The sequence below is a fragment of the Nocardia sp. CA-151230 genome, from assembly GCF_050942175.1.
In the GTDB taxonomy this organism is placed as follows: domain Bacteria; phylum Actinomycetota; class Actinomycetes; order Mycobacteriales; family Mycobacteriaceae; genus Nocardia.
On record NZ_CP192061.1, the window covers coordinates 8,435,034 to 8,449,883 of the forward strand.

Annotated in this window: 14 protein-coding genes and 1 pseudogene; 2 read left to right on the forward strand and 13 right to left on the reverse strand. The window is 67.1% G+C overall.

Translation table 11 applies throughout. The features are described from left to right. Window positions 1-80: 80 nt before the first annotated feature. The 6 genes and pseudogenes from ACQP1O_RS39395 to ACQP1O_RS39420 form a co-directional block, all read right to left on the reverse strand. Window positions 81-668: a transglycosylase SLT domain-containing protein gene (locus ACQP1O_RS39395; protein WP_433563376.1), complete on the reverse strand. Its 588-nt coding sequence runs from the start codon at window positions 666-668 to the stop codon at window positions 81-83. A gap of 328 nt (window positions 669-996) precedes the next feature. Next, on the reverse strand, window positions 997-1,776 hold the full coding sequence (locus ACQP1O_RS39400; protein WP_433563377.1) for a DNA alkylation repair protein: 780 nt from the start codon (window positions 1,774-1,776) through the stop codon (window positions 997-999). 55 nt (window positions 1,777-1,831) lie between these two features. Beyond that, on the reverse strand, window positions 1,832-2,920 hold the full coding sequence (locus ACQP1O_RS39405; protein WP_433563378.1) for a hypothetical protein: 1,089 nt from the start codon (window positions 2,918-2,920) through the stop codon (window positions 1,832-1,834). A 113-nt stretch (window positions 2,921-3,033) separates the two neighbouring features. Next, window positions 3,034-3,481, reverse strand: a pseudogene (locus ACQP1O_RS39410) (lipase family protein); the annotation flags it as partial. A gap of 412 nt (window positions 3,482-3,893) precedes the next feature. Continuing rightward, a complete protein-coding gene (locus ACQP1O_RS39415) occupies window positions 3,894-4,520 on the reverse strand; it encodes a TetR/AcrR family transcriptional regulator (RefSeq protein ID WP_433567944.1) in 627 nt (208 codons plus the stop codon). 233 nt (window positions 4,521-4,753) lie between these two features. Then, a complete protein-coding gene (locus ACQP1O_RS39420; protein ID WP_433563379.1) occupies window positions 4,754-5,107 on the reverse strand; it encodes an SPW repeat protein in 354 nt (117 codons plus the stop codon). 157 nt (window positions 5,108-5,264) lie between these two features. On the opposite strand from ACQP1O_RS39420, the gene ACQP1O_RS39425 reads away from it, so the two are divergent. After that, on the forward strand, window positions 5,265-6,461 hold the full coding sequence (locus ACQP1O_RS39425) for an NAD(P)/FAD-dependent oxidoreductase (protein WP_433563380.1): 1,197 nt from the start codon (window positions 5,265-5,267) through the stop codon (window positions 6,459-6,461). Between the two features lie 114 nt (window positions 6,462-6,575). Continuing rightward, window positions 6,576-7,364 (forward strand): glutamate racemase, encoded by a 789-nt coding sequence (locus ACQP1O_RS39430; RefSeq protein ID WP_433563381.1) that lies wholly within the window; start codon window positions 6,576-6,578, stop codon window positions 7,362-7,364. A gap of 142 nt (window positions 7,365-7,506) precedes the next feature. Here the strand turns inward: ACQP1O_RS39430 and tuf are convergent, their stop codons facing one another. The 7 genes from tuf to hppD all read right to left on the reverse strand — a co-directional run bounded on the left by tuf (window position 7,507) and on the right by hppD (window position 14,765). After that, on the reverse strand, window positions 7,507-8,697 hold the full coding sequence (gene tuf, locus ACQP1O_RS39435; RefSeq protein ID WP_354836484.1) for an elongation factor Tu: 1,191 nt from the start codon (window positions 8,695-8,697) through the stop codon (window positions 7,507-7,509). Between the two features lie 114 nt (window positions 8,698-8,811). Continuing rightward, the gene (gene fusA, locus ACQP1O_RS39440; protein WP_433563382.1) at window positions 8,812-10,914 is read right to left on the reverse strand and encodes an elongation factor G; all 2,103 of its coding nucleotides are present in this window, start codon (window positions 10,912-10,914) and stop codon (window positions 8,812-8,814) included. 177 nt (window positions 10,915-11,091) lie between these two features. Further along, window positions 11,092-11,562, reverse strand: coding sequence for a 30S ribosomal protein S7 (gene rpsG, locus ACQP1O_RS39445; RefSeq protein WP_030517120.1), 471 nt, complete (start codon window positions 11,560-11,562; stop codon window positions 11,092-11,094). Next, the gene (gene rpsL / locus ACQP1O_RS39450; protein ID WP_014353064.1) at window positions 11,562-11,936 is read right to left on the reverse strand and encodes a 30S ribosomal protein S12; all 375 of its coding nucleotides are present in this window, start codon (window positions 11,934-11,936) and stop codon (window positions 11,562-11,564) included. Before rpsL ends, rpsG begins: the two co-directional genes overlap by 1 nt. A 277-nt stretch (window positions 11,937-12,213) precedes the next feature. Continuing rightward, complete coding sequence (locus ACQP1O_RS39455; protein WP_433563383.1) at window positions 12,214-12,786, reverse strand: DUF3558 domain-containing protein; 573 nt, start codon at window positions 12,784-12,786, stop codon at window positions 12,214-12,216. 11 nt (window positions 12,787-12,797) lie between these two features. After that, window positions 12,798-13,328, reverse strand: a complete 531-nt coding sequence (locus ACQP1O_RS39460) for a DUF3558 domain-containing protein (RefSeq protein ID WP_433563384.1) — start codon at window positions 13,326-13,328, stop codon at window positions 12,798-12,800. Window positions 13,329-13,529: 201 nt separating this feature from the next. Then, the gene (gene hppD / locus ACQP1O_RS39465) at window positions 13,530-14,765 is read right to left on the reverse strand and encodes a 4-hydroxyphenylpyruvate dioxygenase (protein ID WP_433563385.1); all 1,236 of its coding nucleotides are present in this window, start codon (window positions 14,763-14,765) and stop codon (window positions 13,530-13,532) included. Window positions 14,766-14,850 lie beyond the last annotated feature (85 nt).

Here is a 14,850-nt window from a genome sequence, read left to right on the forward strand (position 1 = left end):
GCCGCGTCGAAACGCGGCGGCCACATTCTTATTCAGGGTGCGACACTGAACCCCGGAGAGCCACCGGAAGCCGGTGCTCCCTAGTACGCGGAGAAGACGTTGTCGATGGAGCCGTAGCGGTGCGCCGCGTAGTTGCAGGCGGCGGTGATGTTGGCGACCGGGTCGTAGATGTCCCAGGAGGTTCCATCGACGTGGTACGCCTGGAAGGTGGGATCGATCACCTGCATCAGGCCCTTGGACGGGATGCCCGCGGCGGCGTTGGAGTCGTACAGGTTGATGGCCTGCGGGTTGCCACCCGACTCACGCTGGATATTGCGGAAGATGCCGTCGTAGCTGCCGGGGATGCCGTGCTGGCCCATGACGAAGAGGGCATTCTGGATCCAGCCGTTCAGGTCGTTGCCGAAGACCGGGGGGAGGACCTGGTTGAACGGGGCCGGGAGGCCCTGGACGACCTGGCGGACCTGGTCCTGCTGCGCAGCGGGGAGGCCGTTGTCGAGCTGGGTGGCCTGCTGCTGGACCTGCTGGGCGGTGGCCTGGAACTGGGGCGGGACCCCGTTGACGTCGGCGCCGGCCGGACCGGCGGCGATCACGGCCGAGACGGCCAGGGCCGCGGCGGCGGCGCCGGTGATGGTCTTGACGGGCTGGGCGAACAGGTTTCGTTTGATCATGGTGATTACAGGCGCAGAGCTCACCACGGCGGGCACCCGGAGGGACTCGCCGATGCACTGCATGGGTTGTGATGTGCAAGTGGCGGAACGGGATTTGGGACATTTCCCAGCTATCACCCGTTCAGTCACGCTCCCGCCGAAGGCGGCGGTCTCTGCGTGGTAGTCACCGGCTCATTTCGAGCTGGTATCGGCCTTCACCGACTGATCACAGACTGATCTCGCCAAGTAAACGCAAACTGAACACAGGATGAACACTCGGCGCGAACCGGCCGAGTGGTTCGTCACAGCAATCTGGCAGCGTCACCTGCTGGGCCCGTTTCGCCGCGAATCACCGCCGCGCGCGGTAGGTCGCACGCTGTTCGGGAGCGAGATGCTCGGTCGCGTAACTCAATGCGGTACGGCCCATATCCGCCGCGTGCGCGTCCAGAAATCCGGTGAGAATCGCGGAATCCACCCGCTTGCCGATCTCCCGCAGCATCCAGCCCACCGCCTTCTGGATCAGATCACGGCGATCGGAGAGCAGGCGCTCGCAGAGTTCGAGCGTGGTCACGGTATCGCCCTGCTTGATGAACGCGAATGTGGTCAGCAAGGCCACCCGCCGCTCCCAGAGCGAATCCCCCGATGCGAATTCGCCGAGCAGCGCGCGGGGACGTTCGAACAGCCACGGGCCGAGAATGAACTCCGCCGAGGAATCCACCAGATCCCAGTTGTTCACCCGCCCGCGGCGCACGGCCGCCACATACAGATCGACGATCTCCCGCTGCCGCACCGCGTCACCGCTGCGATTGTGTGTCCCACCCCCGCGTTTGCGTGTGGCCCCGGCCATTTCGCCGTTCAGAATCACCAATCCGGCCAGCCGGTGCTCGTGCACCGGACTGTCGAGCAACAGATCGATCTCCGAAAGCGGCAGGCCGGCAAATTGTTTCACCGCCTTCCGGGTCTGCGGAACCCGGACGCCGATGAATACATCCCCTTCTCCGTACTCACCCGGCCCGGTTTTGAAGAACCGCTGCAGATGCGCCGCGTCGGCCGGATCGGCGAGGGCCGCCAATTCCGCCTGCACCGCGGCCGCCGTCAGGGTTTTCGACGGCACGCCGGTTCCGCTCATCGCGCCTCCTGCGTCCGTGAGCCGGAGAGACTGTCGATCGAATCCTAGATCTATATCAAGCGGTTTCAGCCGCGGCCTGTAACAGCACCTCGCCGAATTTCCGCATGTGATCCGCTCCGCCATACCAGGCCGCCACCAATTCCACGGCCGCCGTGCGGGTGCGCCGCGCGACGTCGGCCATTTCGGCGACGGTGATCTCGCCGGATTCGACCGCCGCCGCGGCCACGTCCAGATCGTGGCTGGCCACCAGCAGCCGCATGATGTGGTGCAGATCGATGCTGGCGTCGCCGGTCCGGAACTCGGCTCCGGCCTTGGGCTCGGCCGTGGTCGAATCAGAATGCGCCACAGCGGGTTCCGGGGCAGCGCGCCGCCGGGACTTGACGCTCGCCGGACGCGCGGGCTGGGGCAGCGAATCGGGCGCGGTCTCCCGCAGCGAGGCCGCGACGGCCTCGAGGCTTTCCATGCGGGCAGGGCTCTCCACCCTGGCAGGGCTCTCCAGCCGGGCCGGCGGCTCTGGGTCCGGCGCGTGCCGGCGACCGGTGGGGGCCTCGAGGTCGGCGGGCCGGCTCGCCGCGAAAACATCCTCGTGCACGCCGGAATGGGCCGCGAACGGCGAGCCATTGGTCGCGGGGCGCACGGCGATCGTCTCGTTGTCCGCCACGGGCGCCGCCGCGTAGAGCTCACTGTCGAGGGCGGCACTGATGAACGATCCGCTGTCGGACATGGATCGGGCGTAGGGCGACCCGTTGGTGGCGGGTCGCGCGGCGAAGGGCTCGCCATTGGTGGCGGGCATCGCGAGCGGTGCGCTGTCGGTGGTGATCCGCGCCGAGAACGGCTCGCCGTCGGCGGCGAGCCGGGCAGCCACCGCCTCCGGGTCCGCGGTGCGCTGCGGCAGATCGGGGGCGATCCGGCGCGGCAGCGCATCGGGTTCCGGTGTGGCGCGCAAGGTTACCGGCGCGGTCGACCACTGCACCGCCTGATCCTGGCCGTTTCGGCCCGGGCCGGCGTGGCTGCCGGTGTCGATTCCGGTCAGCACCGGGTTCGGCGCCGTGCCCGGTGACGGGGTATCGGGATGGGTGAGTCGGTAGCCCGGCTGACGCGCGGGGCGCGAATCCCCCGGGCCGGTGGTGAAATCGGCATCCATGGCCGACATTCTTACCGGCCCGCGGGAACGGGTGCGACTCGGGCCGGGACCGGGCAGAGCGCGGGCACCGCGAAACCGGCTCACGATCAACGGTATTGGGGTGTTGACGCCGCTCAGCAGTTGCTCGGAGCGGGTTCGCCGCGCAGCCGCGCGTCGATCCACCACAGAGCGGCGGGCAGTCCCAGCACCACAGCCGACAGATGTTCCGGGGACGGATTCATATCCATGTCCAGTCGCACCCCGGCCGCGCAGTAGCGAAGATCGGTATTCACGATGGCGTCCACCGGAATCAGCGGATCACTCGGCGAATGCCATTCGAAGATGGGCGTATTCGGCACCCCGTCGTACAGTTCCAGGCTGTTTCTCCCGCAGCACCGACATGACCGCCGGATCGTCGATCAGCGAGGTGCCGGCGGCGAATTCGCGCGCACTGTGCCCGGCGCCGATCGCCATGATCTCGTTGGTGCAGCCATTGGCCATGGCATTGCGCGTGGCCCGGCCGGCCGCGTTCATCTGGGTGCTGATCGGCAACCGGTCCGGATACTCCCGCTCCAGCCCGATGGGTGAGCACCGTGGTGACCGCCGCGATCGGACCGCCCTCGGAACTCGTGGACCGGAATTTCACCATCGTGACCGTGGTCTCGGGAAACATCGGCAGCGGCGGCATGGGCCGCACCGCCAGCACGTCGCCCGGATCGTGTCGGCGATATCGGCGGGCTGCGCGTAGAACGGGTCCGGATCGGGCGCGGGGTAGATCGGATCCGCGTGCGCCGCGGGCGTCAGCCCGCGAGAACCAGACCCGCCACCAGGATTCCGCAACCACGCAGCAACAACTTGGCATTCATCAGGTCTTCCACGCACTTCACAGTGGGAATCGGACGATTACCCCACATCGACTGTGGTTCGGGAGTTCTTCAGAAGAAGCAGCGACACGCCAGCAACCATGCTGCGGTCGCTCCGGATTCCCGCCGGCTCAACCCAGGTGGGTCATGCCCGCCGCCACGACCTGCGCCACATTCAGAATCTCGTCGGCCGTCGGCAGCGGCACCCCGTCCAGGGCGTGCAACCGATCCGTGCTCGCGATGGCCAGCATCGCCGACACCCACGCCGCCGCACATGCCCGCAATGTCCCCGGCTGCACCGGGGCCGGCGCGCTCGCCGCCAGCACCCGCGCCGTCGCGTCCAGCAGCTGATCCCGCATGCGGCGCAACTGTTTCCGCACATCCGGGTGGGTATCGGCCTCGCGCCACATGATCACCCGCAGCACCGAGGAATTGTTCTCGCGCAGATTCAGCGCGGCATCCATATTGACCAGGCTCTTGGCCGGATCACCCGGCACGACCACCGAATCGATATCGTCCAGCGGCTGCGAGGGGACCCGCTCGGCCATGAGCGCCGACAGAATCGCGCCCTTGGTCGGGAAGTAGTAGAAGACCAGGCCCTTGGGCACCCCGGCCGTCTCGGCGATGGACGCCGTGGGAGTCGCGTCGAATCCGTTGGCCGCGAAAAGCCTTTCGGCGGCATCCAGGATGAGTTGGCGAGCGTCACCGTCGATCTTCTTGCTGCGACGACGCCCCACCCGGCGGGGCGCGGGTCCCACATTGCGCAGCAGTTCAGACTCTGCTGTGCGCGGCGAATCCGATTCCGCCTTGCGTGATGTGGGCACTGCTCGACTTCCTCCTCACGCTTCGACGCGGAGGCGGCCGCCACCGGTCGGCGGACGTAGACGACAAGCATAACGCGCGGACGCGCCGACCTCGCTGCGTCTCCCACGGTCACGAGGGCTGTGCACCCGTGATCGCGGAGAGCCGAGGCCGGCACGCCGCGAATCGGTCAGTGATGCGCCGCAGCGCCGAAGCGGCCCGACACCTCGGGCATCTCCGCCAGCGCGACCACGACCGTCAACGCACCCACGATCCACGCGACCCAGGAAGCGCCGCTGTAGGAGTGGAAGTTCATCACCCACGGGGAGATGAACATCAGGACGCCCAGCACGCCGATCGCGTAGCCGACCATGCCGGTCGCCATTTGCGCGATCTGCGCCAGGCCCGCGAGTGCGACCAGCACGCCGAGCACCACGAGGGTCCACAGTGCGCGGTTGCTGTGCGCCACCCAGATCGGGGACAGCGCGGCGATGGCGCCGAGCACGACCGTCATGGCCTGCTCCGCGCGACTCACGGTGAACATGGAATGCCTCCTTTGAAAGGCCAGGGAATATGTTCTGATCCCGTTGTATTCCTGATTGACCGCCCGATCAATAAATGCCCGGATACGATTGGGCCGCATCTCGGGTGTGACGGTCGACACGTCGGTACGCGACCTCGCGAACCGCTATGGTTGGCGCATGTCGCACTCGGTAGAACACGTTCTAATTGTCGGCGCCGGCCTCGCGGGACTGCGCACGGCCGAAGAGCTGCGACGTGGGGGTTACACCGGCGAACTCACCCTGCTGGGCGACGAGAACCGCGCGCCCTACGACCGGCCGCCGCTGTCCAAACAGTATGTGCGCGGCGAAACCGACGACACCGCCCTGCGGCCCGCGGAATTCTTCACCGAACAGCACATCCGGCTGCGGCTGGGAGTCGGCGCCACCGGTGTCGACACCGCCGCCCGGCGGGTCCGGCTCTCCGACGGCAGCGAAGTCGGATACGACGCCCTCGTGATCGCCACAGGTTTGCGGCCGCGTCGAATCCCGGGTCTGCCCGAGGTCTCCGGCGTCCACGTGCTGCGCTCGCACTCCGACGCCCACGCCCTGCGCGAACACCTCGGCAGCGCACGCAAGGCCGTCATCGTCGGCGCGGGCTTCATCGGCTGCGAACTGGCCGCCAGCTTCCGATCCCGCGGACTCACGGTGACCATCGTCGAGCCCCAGCCCACTCCGCTGTTCGCCGCACTCGGCGAACAGGTCGGCGCGCTGGTGGCACGGCTCCACGAAACCGAGGGCGTCGAACTGCGGTGCGGGATCGGCGTGGAATCGCTTGTCACCGAGGAGGACTCGGTCCGCGGCGTGCAGCTGACCGACGGCAGCGTGATCGACGCCGACCTGGTGGTCATCGGCATCGGATCGGTGCCCGTCACCGACTGGCTCGACGACTCCGGTATCCCGCTGGCCGCGCCTGCCGAGGGCGGCGGCGTGCTCGCCGACGACACCGGACGCACCGGCGTCCCGGGCGTCTGGGCGGTCGGCGACGTGGCCGCCTGGCCGCACGCGAGCGGCCGGAACAAGCGGGTCGAACACTGGACCAATGCCGGTGAGCAGGCCCAGCTGCTGGCTGCCGCGCTGTTGGGCGCGGACCGGTCCACCGAGGTGCAGGTGCCCTACGTGTGGAGCGACCAGTACGACATGAAGATCCAGGTGCTCGGCATCCCGGCGCTCGCCGACGAGGTGCAGATCGTCGAGGACAAGGGGCGCAAATTCCTCGCCCGCTACCTGCGCGGCGGCGAACTCGTCGCGGTCGTCGGCGCGGGTATGGCGGGCAAGGTCATGAAGGCCCGCGCCCAGCTCGCCGCGACCCTGCACCCCTCTGCGACGGTCGGCTGAGGCTTTCCACCGCGGTCGGCCGAGACTCTCCACCGCGGTCGGCTGCGCCACGCCCACGCGGTTTTTCGACCCGCGGTTCGCGGTGGAGGCGGTTCCTTCACTACCGTGCAGGGTGTGATCGTCGCGCTCATCGACTCCGGACTGGGGCTGCTCCCCACGGCCGCCTGGTTGCGGAAGCTGCGGCCCGATCTCGACCTGCTGCTGCTCAATGACCCCGACGGCGCGCCGTGGGGGCCCAAGCCCGAGCAGTGGGTCATCGACCGGGTACTGGACATCGCGCGCCTCGCGCTGGGCGAGGGTGCGGAAGTCATTGTGCTGCCCTGCAATACCGCCAGCGTGCAGGCCCTCGAACACGTCCGCACCATGGTCGGCCCCGGCGTGCCGGTCATCGGCACCGTGCCCGCCATCAAACCCGCCGCGGCGGCCTGCCGGAAGGTGGCGGTCTGGGCGACGGCGGCCACCACCGCCAGCGCCTACCAGGCCGACCTCATCGCCCGCTTCGGCGGCGACGCCGACATCACCGGCGTCGCCTGCCACGGCCTGGCCGACGCCATCGACCGCGGCGACCTCCCCGTCATCGCCGACGCCATCGCCGACGCCGCCGCCCGCACCCCCGCCGACACCGAGGGCATCGTCCTCGGCTGCACCCACTACCCCCTCGTCCTGGACGACATCCTCACCGCCCTCCCCCCGGGCGTCCGCGTCTTCGACAGCGCCGAAGCCGTCGCCGGCCAAACCCTGCGCCGCATGGACGCCCTCGAGCGCCCCACCGCCGGCACCAGCACCGGCACCGTCCACGTCCTCGCCTCCGGCCGCGCCGCCCAACTCCCCACCGCCGCAGCCACTTTCGAATCCGGCCGCCTCCTCGGCGCCACGGCCGCGGACCGGCTCACCATATCCTGACGCGCGGATCTCCGAACACGGCGAAAGGGCCGTTCCCACAGCGGGAACGGCCCTTTCGCCATCCGAAACGCAAACGGCGCCGCTCCTTTCGGAGCGACGCCGTTCGTCAGCGATTCAGAGAATCACCAGTGATTTCGGGAAATCACTTGATGATCTTGGTGACGCGACCGGCACCGACGGTGCGGCCACCCTCACGGATCGCGAAACGCAGGCCCTCGTCCATGGCGACCGGCTGGATGAGCTTGACGCTCATCTCGGTGTTGTCGCCCGGCATGACCATCTCGGTGCCCTCGGGGAGGGTCACGACGCCGGTCACGTCGGTGGTACGGAAGTAGAACTGCGGGCGGTAGTTGTTGAAGAACGGGGTGTGGCGGCCGCCCTCGTCCTTCGACAGGATGTACGCCTGGCCCTCGAACTCGGTGTGCGGGGTGGTGGTGCCCGGCTTCACGACGACCTGACCACGCTCGACGTCGTCACGCTTCAGACCACGAACCAGCAGACCGACGTTGTCGCCCGCCTGGCCCTGGTCCAGCAGCTTGCGGAACATCTCGACACCGGTGATGGTGGTCTTCTGCGACTTCTCGCGGATGCCGACGATCTCGACTTCCTCGTTCACGTTGATCACACCGCGCTCGATACGACCGGTGACGACGGTGCCACGACCGGTGATCGTGAAGACGTCCTCGATCGGCATCAGGAACGGCTTGTCGGTCTCACGGACCGGGTCCGGGATCGACTCGTCGACGGCGTTCATGAGCTCCAGCACGGACTGGGTCCACTTCGGGTCGCCCTCGAGCGCCTTCAGGCCGGAGACGCGCACGACGGGGGCATCCTCGTCGAACTCCTGCGAAGCCAGCAGCTCGCGGACCTCCATCTCGACGAGCTCGAGGATTTCCTCGTCGTCGACCATGTCGGACTTGTTCAGCGCGACCAGGATGTAGGGCACGCCGACCTGGCGGGCGAGCAGCACGTGCTCACGGGTCTGCGGCATCGGGCCGTCGGTGGCGGCCACGACCAGGATCGCGCCGTCCATCTGGGCGGCACCGGTGATCATGTTCTTGATGTAGTCCGCGTGACCGGGGGCGTCGACGTGCGCGTAGTGGCGCTTCTCGGTCTGGTACTCGACGTGGGAGATGTTGATCGTGATACCACGAGCCTTCTCCTCCGGCGCCTTGTCGATCTGGTCGAACGCGAACGCGGCGTTCACGTCCGGGTAGGTGTCAGCCAGCACCTTGGTGATCGCGGCAGTCAGCGTGGTCTTGCCGTGGTCGACGTGACCAATGGTGCCGATGTTGACGTGGGGCTTCGTCCGCTCGAACTTCGCCTTCGCCACTGTGGTCCTCCTGGACTAGTTGTGCGTGCTTTTGCAGCAGTGCGGTTGTTATAACAGGGGTCGTTCAGACGACCGACTCGGGGCGGATTCTCGCAAACCCGCCCCGGCAGCGAACTACTCGCCGGTCGCCTTGGCGATGATTTCCTTCGACACGTTGGCCGGAACCTCGGCGTACGAATGGAACACCATCGAGAAGTTCGCTCGGCCCTGGGTCTTCGACCGCAGGTCACCGATGTAGCCGAACATCTCCGAGAGCGGAACCAGCGCCTTGACGACACGGGCACCACTGCGTTCCTCCATGGCCTGGATCTGGCCACGGCGGGAGTTCAGGTCGCCGATCACTTCGCCCATGTAGTCCTCGGGCGTGATGACCTCGACCGCCATGAGCGGCTCGAGGATCACCGGACCGGCCTTGCGGGCCGCTTCCTTGAGGGCCATCGCGCCGGCGATCTTGAACGCCATTTCCGAGGAGTCGACCTCGTGGTAGGCGCCGTCGAGCAGCGAGACCTTCATGTTGACCAGCGGGAATCCGGCGAGAACACCGTACTGCATGGCATCCTGCGCACCGGCGTCGACCGACGGGATGTACTCACGCGGAACGCGGCCACCGGTGACCTTGTTCTCGAACTCGTACGTCGCGCCGTCCTCGCCCACAAAGGGCTCCAGGGCGATGATCACGCGGGCGAACTGACCCGAGCCACCGGTCTGCTTCTTGTGGGTGTACTCGAGCTTCTCGACCTTCTTGGTGATGGTCTCGCGGTACGCCACCTGCGGCTTGCCGATGTTGGCCTCGACCTTGAACTCGCGCTTCATGCGGTCCACGTAGATGTCGAGCTGCAGCTCGCCCATACCGCCGATGACGGTCTGGCCGGTCTCCTGGTCCAGCTTCACATTGAAGGTGGGGTCCTCTTCCGCGAACTTCTGGATCGCGGTGCCCAGCTTCTCCTGGTCGGCCTTGGTCTTCGGCTCGATGGCCACCTCGATGACCGGGTCCGGGAAGGTCATGGACTCGAGCACGATCTGGTTCTGCGGATCGCACAGGGTGTCACCCGTGGTGGTGTCCTTCAGGCCGATGACCGCGTAGATGTGGCCGGCCACACCCTCGGCAACCGGGTTCTCCTTGTTGGAGTGCATCTGGAACAGCTTGCCCAGACGCTCCTTCTTGCCCTTGGTCGCGTTGATGACCTGGGCGCCGGAGTCGACCTTGCCCGAGTACACCCGGACGTAGGTCAGCTTGCCGAAGAACGGGTGGGTGGCGATCTTGAACGCCAGCGCCGCGAACGGCTCGTCCGAGCTCGGCTTGCGGGTGAGGACCTCGTCCTCCTTGCCCGGCACGTGACCGTGCACGGACTCGACGTCCAGCGGGGAAGGCAGGTAGTCGATGACGGCGTCGAGCATGGGCTGCACGCCCTTGTTCTTGAACGCCGAACCGCAGAGCACGGGGTAGAGCTCCGAGTTCACGGTCATCTTGCGGATGGCGCCCTTGATCTCCTCGACCGAGAGCTCCTCGCCGCCGAAGAACTTCTCCAGCAGGGCCTCATCGGACTCGGCGACGGTCTCGAGCAGCTCCTGACGGTACTGCTCGGCGCGGTCCTTCAGATCGGCCGGGATCTCGACGACCTCGTACTGCTCACCGAGCTTGGTCTCGCCCCGCCAGACCTTGGCATTGTTCTCGACCAGGTCGACGATGCCCTCGAAGGTGTCCTCGGCGCCGATCGGCAGCTGGATGACCAGCGGCTTCGCGCCCAGGCGGTCCTTGATGGTCTGGACGGTGAAGTAGAAGTCGGCGCCCAGCTTGTCCATCTTGTTGACGAAGCAGATGCGCGGGACGTCGTACTTGTCGGCCTGGCGCCACACCTGCTCGGACTGCGGCTCGACGCCTTCCTTGCCATCGAACACCGCGACGGCGCCGTCGAGGACGCGCAGCGAGCGCTCGACCTCGACCGTGAAGTCCACGTGGCCGGGGGTGTCGATGATGTTGATCTGGTTGTCTTTCCAGAAACAGGTCGTCGCGGCCGACGTGATGGTGATGCCGCGTTCCTGCTCCTGCGCCATCCAGTCCATGGTGGCGGCGCCGTCGTGCACCTCACCGATCTTGTAGGTGATACCGGTGTAGAAGAGGATGCGTTCGGTAGTCGTCGTCTTACCGGCATCGATGTGGGCCATGATGCCGATGTTGCGGACCTTGTGCAGGTCGGTGAGCACGTCCTGTGCCACGGAAATCTTCCCCGCTCGTAGCTAGTTGGGATTCAACGGGATAGGCCTCGAGTTCTCCGAAGCCCTCGGTGTCAACGTCGGGCGCGACGCGTGGGTGCCTCGCTTGAACAGCTCAGCTGCCGCGCCCGACATGTGACTCGTCTCCCGGCACTTCCGAACGGAGGGCCGGGCCACAGGTCACCAGCGGTAGTGCGCGAAGGCCCGGTTGGACTCGGCCATCTTGTGGGTGTCCTCGCGACGCTTCACCGAAGCGCCCAGGCCATTGCTGGCGTCCAGCAGCTCGTTGGCCAGACGCTCGATCATGGTCTTCTCGCGACGGGCGCGGGAGTAGTTGACCAGCCAGCGCAGCGCCAGGGTGTTGGCGCGGCCGGGACGAACCTCGACCGGCACCTGGTAGGTGGCGCCACCGACGCGGCGGGGCTTGACCTCGAGGGCGGGCTTGACGTTGTCGAGCGCGCGCTTGAGGGTGACGACCGGATCGGTGCCGGTCTTCTCACGAGCCTGCTCGAGGGCGCCGTAGACGATGCGCTCGGCGGTGGACTTCTTGCCGTCCAGCAGGATCTTGTTGACCAGCTGCGTCACCAGGGGCGAGCCGTAGACCGGGTCGTTGATCAGGGGACGCTTGGGAGCGGGACCCTTACGCGGCATTAGCTCTTCTCCTTCTTGGCGCCGTAGCGGCTGCGGGCCTGCTTGCGGTTCTTGACACCCTGGGTGTCGAGCGAGCCGCGGATGATCTTGTAGCGCACACCCGGGAGGTCCTTCACACGACCGCCGCGGACGAGCACCATCGAGTGCTCCTGCAGGTTGTGGCCCTCACCAGGGATGTAAGCCGTGACCTCGACCGCGCTGGTCAGGCGAACACGCGCGACCTTACGCAGCGCGGAGTTCGGCTTCTTAGGGGTCGTGGTGTACACGCGGGTGCACACGCCACGACGCTGCGGGCTCCCCTTGAGGGCCGCAGTCTTGGTCTTGGCGACCTTGTCGCGGCGACCCTTACGGACCAGCTGGTTGATGGTTGGCATAGACCGGCTTTCCTTTTAGTAACCAGGTGTCTGGAACTTCATGTCTTTGTCATTCGAGCTTTCCGCCCTGTTCTCATGGCATTTCGTCTCCACGAGGTCGGGCGTGTCGTGCACAGTTCAGAGGCCTTTTCCAAGGCATGCTGAAACGGTCAGCCGCTCTCGCTGGCCTACGTACTGCACATCAACTTGCCCGCATGCTCCGGGCACAGCGGTCCACGATACTCGTCGGCTCTTTCGGGGGCAAAAGAGGGTCCCCCCACCGGGGCTGGTAGAGCCCTTATCGAGCCAGATTCAACGTCAACTCGACCAGCTTGCGCGCCGCATCGCAGGGGTCCGCATGCTGAGATCCGCTGCGGTAGTTGACCCACCAGCCGACGATGCCGGTATCCGCGGCCGGCGCGCTCACGCCGCAGGAGTCCGGATCGTTCGGGCGACGGGTTTCCACCGACCGGCGACCCTGCACGGTTATGTCGTTGGTCACATACTTCAGGCGGTCGTTGTTCTGTTTCTCGTTGTTGAGCGAGCCCAGCTCGTACCAGCTGAGGGTGACCATGCCGCTGCCGGCGGTGCCGCCGGTGAGGTTCCACATGCAGACCGCGCCATTGAAGGACGGCTCCACATACATGTTGTCGCCCGCCGATTTCGCGATGTCGTCCTGGGCGACCACCTGGCATTCGCGCAGCAGCTTGTCGAAATTGGTATTGATGCGCGAGGTTCCGCCGGTGCCGGTGGTGCCGCCCGCGGGCAGCGCGCTGCCGGGGACGGTTTTGCCGCAACCGCCCAGCGCGGCGGTCAGGGCCAGCACCGAGAGCGCGACCGCGCCGCGCACCCGCCTGGATCGACCCGACATTCCGGTCCCCCTCATCCGAGCCGCTGCACGGTCAGTTCGGCCATCTTGCGGGTGCGGTCACACGGGTTGCCGAGGTTGCCGCTGCTGAATACGCCGTAGGAGATGGACCATTCGAAGAAGTCGTCGTCCAGCTGCACCGCGAGATCGCAGACGGCGTTGCTGGGGTCGAGGGCCTGGAAGCCCTTCTTCCCGCCCACCTCGATGGTGTCCGGCGTGCGGCCCACGCTGGCGACCCACGCCTTCTCACGATCGATGGGGCTGCCGCGGTAGGAGGCGAAAGTGACGCTGGAGGAACTGATTCCGCCGGCCTGCCAGTTGCAGCCGGTCGAGTTCTTGAAGACGGTGGTGAGGGTGCCGAGCCCACCCAGATCCCGCACCTCGTCGTCGGTGAGGTGGCCGCATTCCCCGACGAACGGGCCCAGCGTCGCCACCTTCTGCGGCGGCTTGAACCCCGGCTCATCACTCGAATCGTGCTTCCCCCCACACGCTGACAGCAGCAACGCGAGGCTCAACCCCGTGACAACCGCGGACGCCATTCGCATGGCCCCGACTCTACTGTGCACAGCCAGGAGCAGCCGTTGAGCGGATAGCGAAACCCCATGGTTCGCGGCGCGTCTCGTTCTGGACCGCGGCTGGAACAGACCTCCGCCTCGGAGCGGGGAAGCGGAGCGGAGGACGGAAGAACGAGACCTTCAGCGCCGCGAACCCGCCCGGAGCGAAGCGGAGGGCAAATTGGGCACAGCTCAGAGGTTTCCGCGCGCGTCTTGTTCACGTTCTATTGCCTGGAAGAGCGCCTTGAAGTTGCCCTTGCCGAAGCCGAGGGAGCCGTGGCGTTCGATCAGTTCGAAGAAGACGGTGGGCCGGTCGGTGATGGGCTTGCAGAAGATCTGCAGCAGGTAGCCGTCCTCGTCGCGGTCGACCAGGATGCCGCGGCGCTGCAGTTCGGCGACCGGGACGCGGACGTGGCCGATGCGGGCGCGCAGTTCCGGGTCCTCGTAGTAGCTGTCGGGAGTGTCGAGGAATTCGATGCCCTCGCGGCGCAGCACGTCGACGGCGGCGAGGATGTCGCCGGTCGCCAGCGCGATGTGCTGGACGCCGGGGCCGCGGTAGAACTCGAGGTACTCGTCGATCTGGGAGCGCTTGTGGCTGGGGGCGGGTTCGTTGAGCGGGAACTTGACCCGGTGGTTGCCGTTGGCCACCACCTTGCTCATCAGGGCGGAGTACTCGGTGGCGATGTCGTCGCCGACGAATTCGGCCATGTTCTCGAAACCCATGACGTGCCGGTAGAACTCCACCCATTCGTCCATGCGCCCGAGTTCCACATTGCCGACCACGTGGTCGATGGCCTGGAAGATGCGCCTGGGTTGCCCGGCCCGGGGGGCGTAGGCGGAGCGGCGCGGGGTGTAGCCGGGCAGGTAGGGCCCGTAGTAGCGGGAGCGGTCGACGAGGGTGTGCCGGGTGTCGCCGTAGGTGGCGATGGCGGCGGTGCGGACGGTGCCGTAGTCGTCGGTCTCGTCGTGCGGTTCGACCAGCACCGTGGCGCCCTGGGCGCGGGCGCGGAGTATGCAGCGGTCCACGTCCGGGACCTCGAGCGCGATGTCCACCACCCCGTCCCCGTGCAGATCGTGGTGCGCGACAAGCGGGCTGGCCGGGTCCACCGCACCCTTGACGACGAATCGGGCGCCGCCGCTGCGGAGCGCGAACGCCTTGTGGTCACGATTGCCGGTCTCGGGACCCGAGTAGGCCTCCAACCGCATGCCGAAGGCGGACTGGAGGTAGTGCGCGGTCTGGGTGGCATTTCCGACCACCCAGACGATGGCGTCCCAGCCCAGCACGGGGAACGGGTCGGCGGCGGCATCGTGGTCCACCAGGCCGACGAGGCGGCGGAGTTCCTCGTCGCCGGGCAGGTCGCCGGATCGGGCCCGAGCGAATCCGGAGCGGGCGCGAGCGCTGCCGTGGTGTCCTGCGTCGATGCTCATGTGCCCAGGAAAGGCCCAGCGGCGCCACTAGGCAATATCGTCGAATTCGACTGGACACTCTGGTGAATTGCACCACCATCTGCCG